We start from the raw sequence: 14537 nt of genomic DNA on the forward strand, positions 1-14537 counted from the left end.
TAGAGTTCTGCAGCGCTATTATTTCAGGATTGTTAATATTGAGGTAAACTGGTGTTCAGTGCTAATGCATTGTAATTAAGCATGTAGAATGGTTTAAACTGATGTTTGGATTACAGTATTTTTTTATCTTTGGCGCAAATCCGATTAAGTTTATGGGCCAATTACGGGTATATTTCTTAGTAATCGTTATGTGTTTTTTTGTTCCGAAAGTAAAAAGTCAGGACGAACAGACGGTATCAATTGCGGCATTGGATTCGCTACCTGCAATCGAACAGGTTCATCTGCTTTCTGAACTATGCTGGAAGAACCGTGAGAAGCATTCGGATAAAGCCATAGAATATGGACTGAAAGGAATTGAAATAGCAAAACGTAAGGGATTTACAAAAGAGCTGGGAGTACTTTATAATTACGTAGGTGTGGTTTACCAGCACTACAAAGACGATGTTCATAAGGCCATTTACTATTATAACCTGGGATTGCCAATTATTCTGGAGGTGGACGATGCTGTTGAACTGGCCTATGTTTACAATAATTTGGGTGACGCATTTTATCGGATCGGAAATGTTTCGCTGGCCCAGGAATATGCAGAACGTTCGGGTGAATTATTTCAAAAATTGAAAGATAAGAAGGGTATCGCATACAGTTTCATAAACCTGGGATACCTCAATCGCTTGAACGAGGATTATGATGCGGCTCTTAATTACTTTAACAAAGCAATTGCCTTACGTGAAACCTTTAATGATACTGTAGGGATCGCTTCGGCAAAACTGGAAATTGCCCAGACTTTATTTTTGATGGGACAGACCGATGAGGCTATGAAGAATTTCAGGGAATCGCTTCAAAGCCATCTCCGACTCGACAATAAAAGCTATATGGCCTATGCGTTGGAAGGGCTGGGCGATGTTTATTTTAAAAAGAATGAGCTGGATTCGGCATATGTTTACTACATAAAAGCTTTGGCGCTTTTTAAGGAGCGGGAAAACAGGACAGGGCAAACAGAGTGCCAATTGGGGATTGCCAATGTGCTGGCGAAAAAAGGCGAATATGCCGCTTGCGAAAAAGTTTTGAATGAGGCTTTGCTTGTGGCGGGCGAATCAAAGCTTACTGGCAATATTTTGAAAGTTTATAAGGCAAAAGGCGAATTTTATTTCGATCAACACGAATATAAAACAGCTTCAGAGTTTTATCAGACGTATTTGGCTGTTTACGACTCATTGTTTTCAGCTGTTCAGTTTCAAAATTTATCTCAGATTAAAGATCGTTTTAGCATTACAGAGCAACTATATACGGTTCACATGAATCTCAAAAATAAGCAACGAATGCAGGGATTTGCTTTTGCTTTTATAGTGATGCTGCTATCGTTTCTGATAATTTTGGTTTATCGCAATAAGAAGATTTCGAAACTAAGTGCTGAACTGGCTGAATCGAATGACGCAAAGGATAAGATCTTTTCCATTATTTCGCACGACCTGGTGAGCCCTTTTCACGTGTTACTCGGGGGAAGCGAATTGCTGGTTGAAAGTCTGGAAGAGAAAGATCTGGAAAATGCTAAAACCAGCGCTTCACTTATTCAGCAAACTTCAGAAGAAGCCTATCGCTTTATTTCAAACTTGCTGGCCTGGTCGCGTTCGCAACGCAAAAAAATCAAACTCTACCGTGAAGATTTTCCTGTTGGAAATCTGACTTCCAAAGTGCGGGATATGAGCATTAATCAGGCCAAGCTGAAAGGCATTGATATTACACTGAATCAGGACGAACAACTCACGATTAATGCAGATATGAACCTGTTGCAAATTGTTTTGATCAACCTGGTTAACAATGCCATCAAATTTACTCCGAAAAACGGATCTATCGAAATTGGAGTGAAAGAAGATATGGAGAACATTCGAATTGCGGTGAAGGATTCCGGTATCGGGATTCCGGCAGATCGTTTAAAGTTGCTTTTCTCGGAAGGCAGTATTGAGAGTACACACGGAACAAACAACGAAAAAGGAACGGGCCTAGGCTTGTTGCTTTGTAAGGAATTTGTTGAGCTGCACGGCGGGAAAATAGGTGTGCGAAGCGAAGAAGGAAAAGGTTCTGAGTTTTGGTTTACGATTCCGGCAGGTTTATAGCTGTATTGATTGTTTTTATTCAACAGTAAAGGGTTGATGCCAACGACTCCAGTCTGACCAAATATTGTTGTAATTTTTTTGTCGTACCCGGCAAAAATATGTTTCTCCCGAAGTCAATTTAGATTTCTTTTGCAGCATGCCCGAAAAGGTTCCGTTCTCACTTGCTATTTTTATGGCTTCCTGTGGTCGTATTTCTTTTGATTGAAATACAATGCTGTTTCCGGAATAGTCCGTTGCAAGTTCTATTTCCCACGCCGATAATGAGTCTCGGCCGTGGTAAGGGGTCTTATGGATTACCGGATTTGCCGGACACACAACCGGCCCAATCGCCTGGGTAGAAATCACAAAATTGTCAAACCAACGATTTTCTGTTTTTATGGCTCCGTCGTTCCAGTAAGCTTCCAGAAAAACTGCATTTATGCCGTGTTCGGTGTAAGTACCTCTCAGGTTCAGGTTGGTACGCTCGGCTTCCAGTCGCCCATCAATCCATAGTCGATTCAGCCCGTCGTTTTTCCCCGGTGTGTTAAGCCGTACCATCGATTCTACTAAAACCCAGTAACCTGATTCCTCGGTTGAAGATATCTGAAACTCGGAACACGGACTATTCCCCAGCCAATGAAAATTCTTAAAATCGTTATAATGCTGTGTTTTTACTTTTGCACTTTGTTCATCAACTCCCCGCACAGGATCAAGTGTCAGCGAATTTCCTTCTCCACTCCAAACATGGGCAATCATTGCTTGTCGCCATGATCTGGCTGATACGATACTTGTTGCCCGCGACATTTTTGCAGGTGCACCTTCCCAGCCGTATTCGTGTTTCACATATATGCGCCAATAAATTTCATCGAAATGTTCTCCTGCTCTGAGTACATTTCTGTTTGAGGGAAAATCGCCAAATGCAACTTTGCGATTTCCTTTCCCCTCAATCATGTCTTTTTCAAATCCGGCTTCCATCGATCCACCGGTAATTCCAAACTTTACTTCGTAATCGATTTTTCCTGAAGACTCCAGGTACGCTTTTTCGAGTCTAAAATCATCATACCAAATAACATCAGGATTTGATTCGTGAGGCTGCACAGCCGACATCTCAATGAAATCGATATGCGGAGTTTCCACAACGGTTGATACGCCGGATAGTGGTTGATTATTGTCCGCAACGTGAATGGTTATTAAAGTGATTATCAGTAAGAAAGTATTTGTGCTAATTGGCATAAGTGGTATTTTTGGCGATTTTAAAGTTATTTAAATTTAGTAACTCGCAATAAAAAAAGAGCCATTCGTTAGAAACGAATGGCTCTCAAACATTGAAATTTATCTATGAATTTATTCTACTTCCGAAATTTTAACTGCCCAGGCTAAACCGCAAGGCAGGTTCTTCCTGATGTTTTCAGGAACGCTGATTTCGATTCCTTCAGCTGTATTTTTCCATTTCAGACTGCCTTTGGCGCCAAGCATGCTCAATTTCGCATTTTTAGCAGCTTTAATACCATTTACTGTAAACGATTTTGGAATACCAGATCCGTCTTCCTGCTCCAGGTAGATGGCATAAACCGCTTTCGTATCCTTTTGCTGAGTCAAACAAACGTTCTCGGTTTTATAAGGTGCAATGGCGCGGGTTGAGTAGATGGCTTCGCCGTTAACATCAATCCATTTTCCCATGGCATCAAGCAGTTCGTATGCTTCTTTGTGCCAGCTTCCGTCAGGTCCCGGCGCGATGTTGTACAATAAGTTTCCGCCTTTTGCCACAATGTCAACTAACATGTGAATGGCTTGTTTTGGGCTCATGTATTTTGCATCGGGCACCCACGACCAGCCACCGCCGGCAATTATACACGACTCCCATGGATAAGGAAGTTGGGTGTCGGGAACACGGTTTTCCGGAGTGAGGTAATTCTGGTTAGGTCCCGGAACGGCACGGTCGACCACAATAAGTCCGGGTTGTTTTTCGCGTGCTTTAGCTGCCAGTTCACTCATTCGAATATCCTGGTCTACAACGCGGTTTTTAATAAATCCACCCGGCGCCTGTGCTGAACGACTTTCGTAAAAAGCTTTCATCGCCTCATCCGACTTTTTACTGACCCAACCGCCATCGAGCCACAGGATGTCAATTTTACCGTAGTCTTCCATCAGTTCCATAACCTGGTTGTGCGTAAATTCTACAAATTTCTCCCATTTTTCAGGATAAAGATGTGGATCGTAATTTACGTTTCTGTCGAACGGAGGAAATTTAGGATCCCAGTAATATTCATTATTCCAGTCAGGTTTCGAGAAATAAGCTCCTGCCCACATTCCTTCTTCGCGAAATGCATCAAAAACTTCCTTGGCAACATTGGCTTTTTCATTTTTGCCGAAAGCGCATTCATCCGAAGTGATCTTATAATCGGTGTATTTCGAATCGAACATACAGAAACCATCGTGGTGTTTGGTTGTAAAAACCACATATTTCATCCCTGCATTTGAAGCAGCAGCTGCCCATTTTTCAGGATTGAAATTTATGGGGTTGAATGTTAGTTTCAGGTTTTCGTATTCTTTTTTATACGTGAAATAGTCGTCAGGATTACTTCCTTTTTTACGCTCGCACCAACCTTCATCTTCGGGGCAAAGCGACCATGATTCAACAACACCCCACTGACTGTAGGCTCCCCAGTGCATTAACAAGCCAAATTTCAGGTCTTGCCAATCTTCAAGTTTTTGTAATAATTGCTCGTCTTCCGGCCAAACGTAGCCGGTAACTTCATGCTCGTATTGCGCATGGGCCGCAAATACAAACAGAAAAGGTAAAATGAATATCAGTTTTCTCATCGTGATAAAGTTTATTGAATTTTCATACTAATTGATTTCATTGTAAGTCGCCGACAATTCTTCTGCCGTGAAGTTCCGCTGCCCCGGTCTTATCGCTTACTTCGTCAACATTCGAATCAAGCACCTTACCGGCTACCAGAATAATGATCTGCTCGCCTGCTATCTGAATCATTTCCCGAATGGTTTCCTGGCCTTCCATAGCAGTGGCTTTTCCGCCGGAGGTAAGGATACGTTTAATTCCCGGAATTTGTTTTAAAATCCGAACGCCTTCAACCGGATCATCAAGTTCGTCGATGGCCTTGTGGAAAGTAACCGGAAGTGGTTGAGCATATTCTGCCAGAAGTCGTGTGTTGGGCTCGTCGATTTGGTTGTCAGGAGTTAAAAGACCAAAAACTACACCCGCAGCATTCGCAGCCTTGGCACGATCAATTGCGGCTTTCATTTCTTCTATTTCAGACTGGGTGTGTACGAAATTTCCGGCTCGTGGCCGAATCATTACCATCACCGGAATGTTCAACTCAGTACAGGCTTTTTGCATTAATTCGTCCGAAGGAGTAAGCCCGTCGTTAGCCAGATCGGAGCATAGCTCAATGCGACTGGCGCCACGTTCCTGTGCTTTGGCAGCTTCTTCAAAAGTCTCAACACAAGCTTCTTTGATCATGATATTTACAGTTAAAAACGGACTTCAAATATAAGTCAATTTGCATTTATTTTAAAAAATATGAGAAAATACTTAAAAATTTTAAAAAGTATTAATCCGGGTTTTAATCCGGAAAAACACGGAAGAAGACATGATTTATTGCTTATTTTGCAGAAAAATTGATCGGCTTTGAAATACAATCTGCTTACCATACTCGGACCCACAGCAACAGGAAAGACCGGACTGGCTGCACATGTTGCGGCTAAAATAAATGGCGAAGTTATTTCAGCCGATTCACGCCAGGTCTATCGCGGAATGGATTTAGGGACCGGAAAAGATTACGGGGATTATTTTGTCGATGGTGTTGAAGTTCCGTCGCACCTGGTTGATATTGAGGCTGCCGGTGTTCATTACAATGTTTACCGCTTTCAAACCGACTTTATTAATGTTTTTGGAGAAATACAGGGCCGGAACAAATTCCCGGTTCTGTGTGGCGGAAGCGGATTGTACCTGGAAGCCGTGCTGAAAAATTACAGGTTGATTGAGGTGCCGCCAAACAAAGAACTTCGAAAAGAACTGGAAGGTAAATCGCTGGAAGAACTCACCGAAATTCTGAAAGCAATGAAACCGGAATTGCACAACGACACCGATGTTGAAACCGACCGGCGAGCAATTCGTGCCATAGAAATTGAAAAATATTACGCCGAACATCCTCAGGAAGATTCGGAGATGCCCAATATTCAAAGTCTGAATATTGGTATTGATTTCGATAGGAACATACGTCGCGAAAGAATTACTAAGCGGTTGAAACAACGATTGGACGAAGGAATGCTCGATGAGGTTCAGCGGCTGCTTGATTCGGGACTCACACCCGAGCAGTTGATTTATTACGGACTTGAATACAAATTCCTGACTTTACACTTGATTGGCGAATTAAGTTTCGACGAAATGTTCTCGAAACTCGAGATTGCCATCCACCAATTTGCTAAACGTCAGATGACCTGGTTCCGCGGCATGGAAAAACGTGGTACTAAAATTCACTGGGTGAACGGCCACTTGCCAATGGAAGAAAAAGTGGAGGAGGTTATTCGTTTATTAAAATCATAAAGATCCGGTCTTTATCAGTTCAAACTAACAAAAACCAGATCTTTAAATTATCCTGATTAAAGCTTTTTCAAGCCATTTAATTCATCTTTATTTTCAGCTTTTATAATGCTAATGGCATAACCACCACCCGGTGCGCAATCCTGTTTTAGTTTCGATTTGCTGTTCACCACATACTTTCTTATTTCATATGCCTTTGGATTTGTGAGATAGTGTGCATCTTTTGCATCAGCATAAACTGTTGCAATGTATTTCACATCCGGATCGAGAAAGTCAAAACTGATCTCCGAAGTTCTTTTTTCTTCATCATTCGTTCTGCCCACAAACCAGTTATCGCTGTTTTTTGCTTTACGCGCATAGGTAATGTAATCGCCGGGTTCGGCTTCCAGAACAAGTGTTTTGTCCCAGTCGATCGCGACATCTTTTATAAACTGAAAAGCATCGATGTGTTTGTTGTAGGTTTCAGGAAGATCGGCGGCCATTTGCAGCGGACTGTACATGGTAACATACAAGGCAAGCTGACGTGCAATGGTAGTATTAACATGCGAATTGTTGTTCGGATTGTACTGGCTAACATCGGGCTCGAAAATACCGGGTGTGTAATCCATCGGACCACCAAGCAACCGGGTAAACGGCAAGATGGTGGTGTGGTCTGGATGATTTCCGCCAAAGGCTTCGTATTCCGTTCCACGTGCCGACTCGTTCCCGATCAGGTTGGGATAAGTCCGGCACAAACCTGTGGGGCGAACCGCTTCATGTGCGTTCACCATGATTTTGTAATCACCAGCTTTTTTCAAAGCGTAGAGGTAGTGGTTTACCATCCATTGTCCGTAATGGTATTCACCACGAGGAATAATGTCGCCAACATACCCGCTTTTTACCGAATTGTAGCTGTGGTCAACCATAAACTGGTAAGCTGTATCAAGGTGACGCTCGTAATTGCGAACCGAACCTGAAGTTTCGTGGTGCATCATCAACTTTACATTTTTACTTTTGGCGTAAGCCTGAAGCTCGTCTACATCAAAATCGGGGTAGGGCGTTACAAAATCAAAAACATAGTCTTTTGATTTACCGAACCAGTCTTCCCAACCTTCGTTCCATCCTTCCACTAAAACGGCATCAAAACCATGTTGGGCGGCAAAATCGATGTATTCTTTTACATGTTTGGTGTTTGCTGCATGTGTACCGTTCGGCGTTGTTTTGGAATAATCCGTTTCGCCCAGTTTCACGCTCGGGAGATTCGTGTAGGACCACGTACTCTTACCTGTGATCATTTCCCACCAAACACCAACATATTTTACAGGTTTAATCCAATCGGTGTTTTCGTATGCGCACGGTTCGTTCAAATTTAAGGTGATGTTCGAAAGTAAAATGTCTCCGGCATTTTTACCTGCAATAATGGTTCGCCAGGGCGTGGAGCAGGGAGCCTGCAAGTACGCCATATTTCCAAGGGCATCGGGTGTTAAAACCGATTCGAATATCATGTTTTTATCATCCAGTTCAAGATGCATACACGAATAATCTTTTAATGCAGCTTCATGAAGGTTGATGTAGTAACCATCGTCGGTTTTCATCATCAGTGCAGTTTGAACAGCGGTTTCCGAAATTGGTGTTTGCGAAGCGTTGGGTGTAATGGCGCTTTCCATCAAAGCTCTGATTTCTGAAAGTTTCGAAGTCGTGTAGTCATATTCCTGCGTGTCGTAGTCTCCCGGAATCCAGTAAGCGGTGTGGTCGCCGGCCATGGCAAATTGGCTGTGTTCGGCCTTAACAACAAAATAAATCAGGTTGTTTTGTTCGGGAAATTCGTAACGAAAACCAAGTCCGTCGTCGAACACACGGAAGCGCAGGATCATTTCTCGTTGTGTGGAAGCCTGTTTTAAGGTTAGCTCGAGTTCATTGTAATGGTTTCGAATGGTGCTACTCTCTCCCCAGACCGGTTTCCAGGTTTCGTCGAACGTCGTAGTTAGGGTGTTTTCGATAGAAAAGCCGGTCATTAAATCATCAGCATCTTTTAATTCCAGTCCCAGTTTGCTGGGTTTTATTATCGGGTGTCCGTCAAGAGCCAGTTGATAAACTGGAACGCCCTTTTCAAGGTCGAAAGTAAGTTTCATTTTGCCGTTGGGTGAACTCAGTTCTTCGGCAAAAGCGGTGGTGAACAGAAATACCGCCAGTAAAATCAAGATTATTTGCTTCATACTACATAAGTTTTATTGGCCTGAATGCGATACGTGAAACTTCAGTTTAAGTTTTAGCTCAACCTGAAATAGTTTACGAATGATTACAGGCAAATGGTTGTGTAAATAATTTAAGATAAGACATTTGAGAAAATGCAAACGTTTGAAACCGTTTCATTTTTTTTATGTTCTGTAAATTATTTGCCTTATGAGTAGTGTTGCAAATAGTCTTTGTTCACGAAGTGCTTAATGCAGTTTATTTACGAGAATCCCAAACCAAACGGGCCCTGATCAGATCGGCCCCATCGCTTTCGCGAACAACGCTGCAAATATGGTTATTTTTATCGAAGATCTGTTTTTTTATTGAAAGATTGTCTTCAGGCACACCTTCCTTTACAAAATTGATCTCCAGTTCTTTTAGTTCAAATGCTTCATGAAATGCGAAATCGTAACTATCGATAATGCGTTCGAGGTAGCGGCCTGAATTAAAATGCTGGTTTACATCAATCTCGTTAAAAAGAACGGGGGAGAATACCGAAATTTCATCTGATTTTGCAGGTTGAACTTTGCCGGCAAATCCTTCAAAAACACGTTCATCATGAAAAGGAAAATCCCTGAAATCCTCGAAGCGCAAAATACGCTTGGTTTTCATGTCGAGGATCAGCCAGCTGGTGGTAGCCTTAATGATTTGTTCGCCTTTTTCATCGATAAAACGAATGTCGCGGTGTGCCAGAAAACCATCCGACCCTGCCGGCCAGGTTTCTATTGTAAATTTTTCGCCCCAAACCGGTCGGCGGTCAATTTTAATAAGCATGCGCGAAAGCACCCAAAATTGTTCATCTTTCTTCAGGTTATCGAAACCAACACCCAGCATCTCGGCGTGTTCCCATGCGATGTCCTGAATTTGCCAAAAAAGGTACGAGGTTGAAAGTTTGCCAAAGCGATTAACGAAATACGATTTTGTAGTGAGTTCCTGGCGATGTATATTCATTTTCCTGATGCTTGAAATTAGATACTTGTTTGTGGATGTTGCATTTTCTTCGTGCTTCCAACTTCACACTTCCAGCTTTTTTAAACTTTTTAGCAAATTTATTGTTCGGTTTTGAAAATCGCTCACAAATGTTCAATTTTGCGCGAAGAATTAAAGTTTATGGGAAAGATTGTAATTAAAACACCGGAACAGATCGACGGAATCAGAAAAAGTTCGAAACTGGCTGCGCAGGCACTCGATTTTGCTGAACAGTTTGTGCGCCCGGGTGTAAATACTGAATTTATCGACGACAAAATTGATGAATTTGTTCGTTCCCATGGAGCCATTTCGGCAACCAAAGGTTACAACGGTTATCCAAAATCGAGCTGTATTTCGCTTAACGACGTAATTTGCCACGGTATTCCTTCTAAAACTACTGTTTTAAAAGAAGGCGATATTTTGAATATCGATGTAACAACGATACTTGATGGTTATTATGGCGATACTTCGCGAATGTTTACGGTAGGAGAGATTACCGAAGAGGCAGATCGCCTGATAGAAACCACCTTGCATTGTCTCGACCTTGGTATTGAGCAGGTAAAACCGGGCAACCGATTCGGAAATATTGGATTTGTAATTAACCGCTATGCCAAAGCGAAAGGTTATAGCGTTGTCTATGAATTTTGCGGACATGGTGTAGGGGTTGATTTTCACGAAGAACCCCAGGTGGATCATGCCTCACGCAGGAATTCAGGCCCCGAGATGCGTCCGGGAATGATTTTTACCATCGAACCCATGATCAACCAGGGAAAACCAAAAGCAGTGATCGACAGAAATGATGGCTGGACAGCCAGAACAATCGATAAACGGCTTTCTGCGCAGTTTGAACATACTATCCTGGTAACTCAAACGGGTTACGAAGTACTTACCGACATACACAACGACTACCCGATCACCTAAAAATTCTGATCAGATTTTTACAAAGAAAAACCGCCACCCATCCAACGGACGAGTAGCGGCTTTAACATAGGATATTATTCGTCTTAAATTCTCCAGGTTTTTGAACTGGTCATCCAGGTATCCAATTGAAGTGCGGCTTCATGTTCGATTTCAACTTCAACGGTGCGAACTCCAAAGTAGTTAGTATTGGTCATCCAGTCTTCGAGTTCGAGTGCGGCTTCGGTTTCTACATTTAATCCTGTTAATCCGGTGAAAAGATTTTCATTTACCATCCAATCTTCCAATTCCAGACTATTTTCAGTTTCGGTTTCATAGTTTAAACCTGTCCCAAAGTAGTTTTCGTTTACCATCCAGTCTTCAACATTAAGCGCTTCATCAGCTTCTTCTTCGTAGTAAAAGGTAGCTTCTGTTGTTGCAGGTGCAACATCCATTTCAACACTGGCTTCGTCAACCATGGCCATTGCAATTTGGTGGAAGCTATTGTTTTTCAATACGCTTTTCCAAAATTCCTGGGCCTGAACTGTGATGCTGATAAGAACTAAACTGATGATTACTGCGAATGCTTTTGTGATTGTTTTCTGAACATTGTTTTTTGTTTTCATGACTTTTGCCTCCCGTTTCTTGTTTTTGTTTTTGCTTGCTTGTTTTCTTGCTTTTTGTTTGTTTTCTCGTTTGCTTGTTTTTTGTTTCTGTCTTTAAGACGATCGATTTTTTAATTCGTTACAAATTTTTAGAACTTTTTTTTAGATATTACTTTATTTAGCCTTGAACATTGTATTGCAAATATATGAATAAAAACTAATACCATGCAATACATAGTAGTGTATTTTTTGAAATTATTTTTCGAAAAATTAGATAAAATACTGTAAATGAGATAAGAAGAAAATGTGATTAGAATGGAATATTTTTAAACTTTATATCTAAAATTCTATATTTGCAGCATTAACAGAGGAAAATATGTCGTTAGTAATTGAAGAAAAAGATCTGGAGAAGTTCATAATGGTTGGCGATCGGGTATTAGTGAAGCCAAAAAATCCGAGCGGAAAAACAAAATCGGGCCTGTACCTTCCGCCAACCGTTCAGGAAAATGAAATGATTCAAAGCGGTTACATCGTAAAAGTCGGACCGGGTTATCCAATTCCGGCCGTAAGCGATGAGGAAGAGGTGTGGAAGGAAAAGAAAGATGAAGTGAAATATGTGCCTTTACAAACACACATTGGCGACCTGGCCATTTATCTTAATAAAAGTGGTCACGAAATCGAATTCAATAACGAAAAATACATCATTTTGCCACACTCGGCTATTCTGATGATCATTCGCGACGAAAATTTATTTGATTAAAAGCTGAAGATTATGAAAATGCCGGTAGCTATTTCATGAAATTGAGATAGCTTTCTTTTTGAAAACGTCCATGGTGTTTTTGTAACCAAGTTCGTACAACTCATCGGCATGTTTTCGCATTAATATGTCATACTTGTCAATTCCTTTCGGCTCGATATAATAGGTAGCCAGTTCTTTTACCCGTTCACTTTTCACATTCACACTCATATACACTGTCCGGGTGGCAATTTGCACCAGGTTTTTCAGATTCGCTTTCGGATTGATCGGGCTGATATTTGATACAATCAGGTTTTCACAATCTTTTTGAATCGGTTCCACGGGAATATTATCCATGAGTCCGCCATCGACATATAAATAGCGCCCGAGCGAAACAGGAGCGAATATAATAGGTATAGAAGCAGAAGCCAGTACCGTATCTCCCAATGGGCCTTTATTCTTATATTCAGCTGTACCTTTATTTAAGTTTGACACACATATATGAAAAGGAATTTTCAGGTCTTCAATTTTTTTGATCGCAATTTCTTTTTCAATAATTTCTTTAACACCATCTAATTTCAGCAGGCCGTCAACCGGCAAATGAATTTTGGTATACTGGAAAAACCAACCTTTTTTGAAGATGTTAAGCACATCGTGTGGCGAAATTCCTGCGGCTATAAATGCACCAACAATAGCACCGGCACTAACTCCGGAGATCACATCGGGCTGGATGCCTAACTCCTGCAGTGCCGAAATAACACCAAGGTGGGCAAATCCACGCGTGCCACCTCCACTTAAAACAAGTCCGTATTTATACTTGTGTGTCATGCGAGCAAAGTTAATGTTCGCAGATAAAGATACGAACATTCGGGGCTAATAAATAATGCTCAGTGCAATGTCAGAATGTTATCTGTTCTGTTAGTCCAGGCTAAACCATTTTTGCATAAGATCGTTGTCGCTTCCTTGTTTTTTATGCTGGAAATCGTTTTTACGCATTACATGTTCGTAATCTTCGCGGTACACATCAATGTTGGCAACAATATCATTTAGTGCCTCAATCATCAGGTCAACCTCTGCATCAGTCATGGTAGGGTGGAGTGACCAACGCACCCAACCCGGTTTTTCCGACAAATCGCCAAGGTTGATCATATTGGTTATTTCCTCCGATTGCTCATACGATACTTCCAGCAGAAAATGGCCATAAGTTCCGGCACAGGCACAACCGCCACGTGTTTGGATACCGTATTTGTCGTTCAGCAAACGCACCAGAAGATTGTAATGTATACCTTCAACATAAAAAGAAATTACCCCCAAACGGTCGCGAACATTATCGGCCAGAATATTCAGTCCCGATATTTTATCCAGCCCAGCAAAGGCGCGCTCCAGCAATTCTTCTTCGCGTTTACGAATGTTTTCTATCCCCATTTGGTCTTTTAACTCAAAGCAAAGTGCAGTTCTTATCGATTGCATGAATCCGGGAGTACCTCCATCTTCGCGGGCTTCAATATCGTCAACATATTTGTATTTTCCCCAGGGATTGGTCCAGTCAACGGTACCACCGCCCGGTTGATCAGGAACTTCGTTTTTATACATCGAAGCATCGAAAACGATCACACCCGAAGAACCCGGGCCACCTAAAAACTTGTGTGGTGAAAACATTACGGCGTCCAGTTTTTCCATCGGATCTTCAGGATGCATGTCAATTTCGTCGTAAGGAGCCGAAGCTGCAAAATCAATAAAACAAACACCACCGTATTCGTGCATTATTTTGGCCATTTCGCGATAAGGCGTGCGCACTCCGGTTACATTTGAGCAAGCCGTGAAAGATCCTATTTTGAATGGTCGGTCCTTGTATTCCTCCAGCGCTTTTCTGAGGTTGTAAGTGTTAATCAGCAACCCTTCACCGGGTTCAATAACCACTACATCGGCGCTTGTTTCGTACCACGAAGTCTGGTTCGAGTGGTGTTCCATGTGGGTAATAAAAACAACAGGGCGTTCGCGTTCGGCAATACAGTTTTTCCCCGAAACTTTACCGCAGTACTTCAGTCCGAGAATACGCTGGAATTTATTTATCACCGCAGTCATACCAAAACCTGCTGTAATAATCACGTCGTTTGGCCCGGCATTTACATGTTCTTTTATCAGCTGATGTGAACGGTGATAAGCATGTGTCATTCGTATCCCTGTTTCGCTGGTTTCGGTATGTGTATTTCCAACAAACGGGCCTATGTCGTCGCTTAAGCGTTTTTCAATCGGGCCATATAAACGACCGCTGGCAATCCAGTCGCCGTATACGATCTTTTTTGTGCCGAAGGGAGTTTCAAACTCCTGATCGATACCAACAATGTTATTCCTGAATTTCTCGAAGTACTTTTCCAGACTACTCATTCTCTTTTATCTTGAAGACGCAAATTAAGTGACTTTGGGTGAGTTGAAAAAGGGGTAATGTCATAAAA

12 protein-coding genes are annotated in these 14537 nt (G+C 41.9%); 4 read left to right on the top strand and 8 right to left on the bottom strand.

What is annotated here, in order from left to right; genetic code table 11:
* Positions 1–152: 152 nt before the first annotated feature.
* Positions 153–2114 (top strand): ATP-binding protein, encoded by a 1962-nt coding sequence (locus tag HFD85_RS03490; RefSeq protein ID WP_167605214.1) that lies wholly within the window; start codon positions 153–155, stop codon positions 2112–2114.
* A 15-nt stretch (positions 2115–2129) separates the two neighbouring features.
* On the opposite strand, the gene HFD85_RS03495 is transcribed toward HFD85_RS03490, so the two are convergent.
* The 3 genes from HFD85_RS03495 to HFD85_RS03505 all read right to left on the bottom strand — a co-directional run bounded on the left by HFD85_RS03495 (position 2130) and on the right by HFD85_RS03505 (position 5577).
* Positions 2130–3326, bottom strand: a complete 1197-nt coding sequence (locus HFD85_RS03495) for a hypothetical protein (RefSeq protein WP_167605215.1) — start codon at positions 3324–3326, stop codon at positions 2130–2132.
* A gap of 111 nt (positions 3327–3437) precedes the next feature.
* The gene (locus HFD85_RS03500) at positions 3438–4916 is read right to left on the bottom strand and encodes an alpha-L-fucosidase (RefSeq protein ID WP_167605216.1); all 1479 of its coding nucleotides are present in this window, start codon (positions 4914–4916) and stop codon (positions 3438–3440) included.
* 37 nt (positions 4917–4953) lie between these two features.
* Complete coding sequence (locus HFD85_RS03505; RefSeq protein WP_167605217.1) at positions 4954–5577, bottom strand: copper homeostasis protein CutC; 624 nt, start codon at positions 5575–5577, stop codon at positions 4954–4956.
* Between the two features lie 168 nt (positions 5578–5745).
* Here HFD85_RS03505 and miaA point away from each other — a divergent pair, with 168 nt between their 5' ends.
* A complete protein-coding gene (gene miaA / locus HFD85_RS03510) occupies positions 5746–6663 on the top strand; it encodes a tRNA (adenosine(37)-N6)-dimethylallyltransferase MiaA (protein WP_167605218.1) in 918 nt (305 codons plus the stop codon).
* Between the two features lie 56 nt (positions 6664–6719).
* On the opposite strand, the gene HFD85_RS03515 is transcribed toward miaA, so the two are convergent.
* A complete protein-coding gene (locus tag HFD85_RS03515) occupies positions 6720–8855 on the bottom strand; it encodes a glycoside hydrolase family 97 protein (RefSeq protein ID WP_167605219.1) in 2136 nt (711 codons plus the stop codon).
* 235 nt (positions 8856–9090) lie between these two features.
* Positions 9091–9825, bottom strand: coding sequence for an acyl-[acyl-carrier-protein] thioesterase (locus tag HFD85_RS03520; RefSeq protein WP_167605220.1), 735 nt, complete (start codon positions 9823–9825; stop codon positions 9091–9093).
* Between the two features lie 138 nt (positions 9826–9963).
* On the opposite strand from HFD85_RS03520, the gene map reads away from it, so the two are divergent.
* Positions 9964–10764 (top strand): type I methionyl aminopeptidase, encoded by an 801-nt coding sequence (gene map, locus HFD85_RS03525; RefSeq protein WP_277345444.1) that lies wholly within the window; start codon positions 9964–9966, stop codon positions 10762–10764.
* Positions 10765–10847: 83 nt separating this feature from the next.
* Here the strand turns inward: map and HFD85_RS03530 are convergent, their stop codons facing one another.
* Positions 10848–11366 (bottom strand): hypothetical protein, encoded by a 519-nt coding sequence (locus HFD85_RS03530; protein WP_167605222.1) that lies wholly within the window; start codon positions 11364–11366, stop codon positions 10848–10850.
* Between the two features lie 355 nt (positions 11367–11721).
* Between HFD85_RS03530 and HFD85_RS03535 the strand changes: the two genes are divergently transcribed.
* Complete coding sequence (locus tag HFD85_RS03535) at positions 11722–12105, top strand: co-chaperone GroES (protein WP_167605223.1); 384 nt, start codon at positions 11722–11724, stop codon at positions 12103–12105.
* A 33-nt stretch (positions 12106–12138) separates the two neighbouring features.
* On the opposite strand, the gene HFD85_RS03540 is transcribed toward HFD85_RS03535, so the two are convergent.
* Positions 12139–12909 (bottom strand): patatin-like phospholipase family protein, encoded by a 771-nt coding sequence (locus tag HFD85_RS03540; RefSeq protein WP_167605224.1) that lies wholly within the window; start codon positions 12907–12909, stop codon positions 12139–12141.
* 90 nt (positions 12910–12999) lie between these two features.
* Positions 13000–14469, bottom strand: coding sequence for an aminotransferase class V-fold PLP-dependent enzyme (locus HFD85_RS03545; RefSeq protein ID WP_167605225.1), 1470 nt, complete (start codon positions 14467–14469; stop codon positions 13000–13002).
* Between the last annotated feature and the right edge of the window lie 68 nt (positions 14470–14537).

It is taken from the genome of Maribellus sediminis, assembly GCF_011799805.1.
Lineage (GTDB): Bacteria > Bacteroidota > Bacteroidia > Bacteroidales > Prolixibacteraceae > Draconibacterium > Draconibacterium sediminis_A.

What these genes read in the sequence shown, in the direction of transcription:
- HFD85_RS03490 (WP_167605214.1), top strand. Translation starts at nt 153, where the DNA reads ATGGGCCAATTACGGGTATATTTCTTAGTAATCGTTATGTGTTTTTTT.
- HFD85_RS03495 (WP_167605215.1), bottom strand. Translation starts at nt 3,326, where the DNA reads ATGCCAATTAGCACAAATACTTTCTTACTGATAATCACTTTAATAACC.
- HFD85_RS03500 (WP_167605216.1), bottom strand. Translation starts at nt 4,916, where the DNA reads ATGAGAAAACTGATATTCATTTTACCTTTTCTGTTTGTATTTGCGGCC.
- HFD85_RS03505 (WP_167605217.1), bottom strand. Translation starts at nt 5,577, where the DNA reads ATGATCAAAGAAGCTTGTGTTGAGACTTTTGAAGAAGCTGCCAAAGCA.
- HFD85_RS03515 (WP_167605219.1), bottom strand. Translation starts at nt 8,855, where the DNA reads ATGAAGCAAATAATCTTGATTTTACTGGCGGTATTTCTGTTCACCACC.
- HFD85_RS03520 (WP_167605220.1), bottom strand. Translation starts at nt 9,825, where the DNA reads ATGAATATACATCGCCAGGAACTCACTACAAAATCGTATTTCGTTAAT.
- HFD85_RS03530 (WP_167605222.1), bottom strand. Translation starts at nt 11,366, where the DNA reads ATGAAAACAAAAAACAATGTTCAGAAAACAATCACAAAAGCATTCGCA.
- HFD85_RS03535 (WP_167605223.1), top strand. Translation starts at nt 11,722, where the DNA reads ATGTCGTTAGTAATTGAAGAAAAAGATCTGGAGAAGTTCATAATGGTT.
- HFD85_RS03540 (WP_167605224.1), bottom strand. Translation starts at nt 12,909, where the DNA reads ATGACACACAAGTATAAATACGGACTTGTTTTAAGTGGAGGTGGCACG.
- HFD85_RS03545 (WP_167605225.1), bottom strand. Translation starts at nt 14,469, where the DNA reads ATGAGTAGTCTGGAAAAGTACTTCGAGAAATTCAGGAATAACATTGTT.